The following is a 2241-nucleotide window of genomic DNA, read 5'->3' on the forward strand; positions in this document are numbered from 1 at the left end:
GGGTTGACCGCGTCGTCCGCGCCACCGGCGATCACCACGTCGGCGTAGCCGTGGCGGATCATGCGCAGCGCCTCCCCGATGGAGGTGGCGCCGGTGGCGCAAGCGGTCACGGCGGTGGTGGACGGCCCGTGGGCGCCGAAGCGCACCGCGATCTCCCCGGCCGCGCTGTCCAGTGAGCCGCCGGTGGCCAGGTAGGGGTTGATGCGCCGGCGGCCCTTGCGGTGGAGGTCCAGGATGGAGGACTGCATCAGCAGGCCGGGCCCGTACCCGGTGCCCACCGACACGGCGGTGCGTTCGGGGTGTTCGCCCGCGTCCGCCAGCCCGGCCTGGGCCATCGCCTCCTGGGCGGCGGCGAGGGCGAACTGGGCGTAGCGGTCGAGGCGCCGGGCCACTCGGTTGGGCATGTGGGCGAGCGGGTCGAAGCCGGTCACCTCGCCGGCGAAGCGGGTCGGCAGCAGCGCGGTGTCCAGGCCGGTGATGGCCTTCACCCCGGTGGTGCCGGTCGTCGCGGCGGCCCAGAACGCCGGGACGCTGTGCCCGATCGGCGAGATCAGCCCGCATCCGGTGATGACCACCCGGCGGGGCGCGGGGTGCCTCCCGGTGTCCGCCATGCCGTACTCCTCCCCACGGAGATCCGCCGGCAGCGGTGTTCCGCTGCCGGAACGAGAGCTTGCCCGATCTCGACTCGATAGTCAAGAAACATGACTCATGCGATGTGGGCAGTGACTTCAGGCCTGACCGTCGAACGATTGACCGTCCGCCAGAATGCCTGTTAATACTGGAGATCCGCATAGTCATGAAAATGACTCAACAGTCATGGGGGTTGAGATGAGTCGCTGGAGCACCTTGCTGCTCGACGACGCTTCCCTCGGCGAGATGCCGCACCTGCCACTGCGCGACGTGCTGCGCCACGCCGACCTGGTCACCGCTCAGCAGCCCCAGCCCCGCGCCCTCTACGAGCGCTGGGAGAAGCAGCAGTGGTCCGCCCTGGCCATCGAACTCGGCCCCGACCGCGAGGACTTCCACAAGCGCCTGCCCAAGGCGCTGCGCACCGTCCTCGAAGAGTCCATCGCCACGTTCATCATCGGCGAGTACACCGGACTCGACCTGCTGGCCCCGATCCTCACCGGCGCCCCCGAGGAGATCGACCACCTCTACCTCGGCACCCAGATCGCCGACGAGACCCGCCACACCCAGCTCATGCTGCGCCTGGGCGAGGAGATCCTCGGCTACGACCCGGACCCGGCCCGGATGCTCGTCCAGGCCTGGAACACCGTCACACCCCCGCACCGGGACCTCAGCCGCCTGGAGACCGAGGTCATCCGCGAACTGCTCGACCACCCCGGCGACTACCGCCGCTGGATCCGGGCAGTGGCCCTGTTCCACCTCATCACCGAAGGCGTCCTCGCCCTCGTCGGGCAGCGCGCCATCGTCCGCGCGCTCCAGTCCACGCCCCTGTTGCAAGGCGTCAAGGCCGGCTTCACCGCCATGTGCCGCGACGAGTCCCGCCACGTCAGCTACGGCCTCCACGCCCTGCGCCAGGGCGTCAGGGAAGGCTACGGCGACGACATCCGCGACATCATCGAACAGGCCGGCCCGATCGCCCTGCGCATCGGTGAGGGCGGCCACGGCGAAGGCACCTCCCACGGGCCCACCCTGCGCGACCTCGGCACCGACAGCCTGCGCCGCCAGCTGCGCCTGATCGGCATCGAGGACGCCTTCGCCGACCACGTCATCGGGCTCACACCCGCGACGGCGTCCCCCACGCCCTGAAGACCTGAAGCCCTGAAGTCCGTCCGGACCCAACCGCACGAGAAAGAAGGAAGCCACGCATGACCCGCGAAGAGATCGTCACCGCCCTGGCCGAGATCCTCAACGAGGTCGCCGACGTCGACCCGGCCCAGGTCACCGAGGACAAGTCCTTCGTCGACGACCTGGACGTCGACTCCCTCGCCATGGTCGAGGTGATCGTCGCCGCCGAGGAGCGCTTCGACGTCCAGCTCCCCGAGGAGGAGCTCAAGGAACTCCGCCTGGTCTCCGACGTCGCCCTGCGCATCGAGAAGCAGCTCCAGCCCGCCTGATCCCACTCACGTCCGGCCGGCCAGCCCCTCCTGGCCGGCCGGACCCCGTTTCCAGGAGCTTCCATGACCGACGCCGCCGCGGCCCGCCGGGCCATCCGTTCCCTGTTCGACCCACGCGGCTGCCCCGACCCCCACCCGCACTACTCCGCGCTGCGCCGGC

General features: G+C 70.4%; 3 protein-coding genes. 2 read left to right on the forward strand and 1 reads right to left on the reverse strand.

Going from position 1 to position 2241, the window contains the following annotated elements:
• A partial coding sequence (locus AB0O00_RS36460; protein ID WP_363658997.1) for a beta-ketoacyl synthase N-terminal-like domain-containing protein occupies positions 1-611 on the reverse strand: 611 nt, incomplete at its 3' end.
• Positions 612-828: 217 nt separating this feature from the next.
• Between AB0O00_RS36460 and AB0O00_RS36465 the strand changes: the two genes are divergently transcribed.
• Both AB0O00_RS36465 and AB0O00_RS36470 read left to right on the forward strand, forming a co-directional pair.
• Positions 829-1773, forward strand: a complete 945-nt coding sequence (locus AB0O00_RS36465) for a ribonucleotide-diphosphate reductase subunit beta (RefSeq protein ID WP_363658998.1) — start codon at positions 829-831, stop codon at positions 1771-1773.
• A gap of 59 nt (positions 1774-1832) precedes the next feature.
• Positions 1833-2081: an acyl carrier protein gene (locus tag AB0O00_RS36470; protein ID WP_363658999.1), complete on the forward strand. Its 249-nt coding sequence runs from the start codon at positions 1833-1835 to the stop codon at positions 2079-2081.
• Positions 2082-2241: the final 160 nt, after the last annotated feature.

Source organism: Kitasatospora sp. NPDC093558 (assembly GCF_040683475.1).
Lineage (GTDB): Bacteria > Actinomycetota > Actinomycetes > Streptomycetales > Streptomycetaceae > Kitasatospora.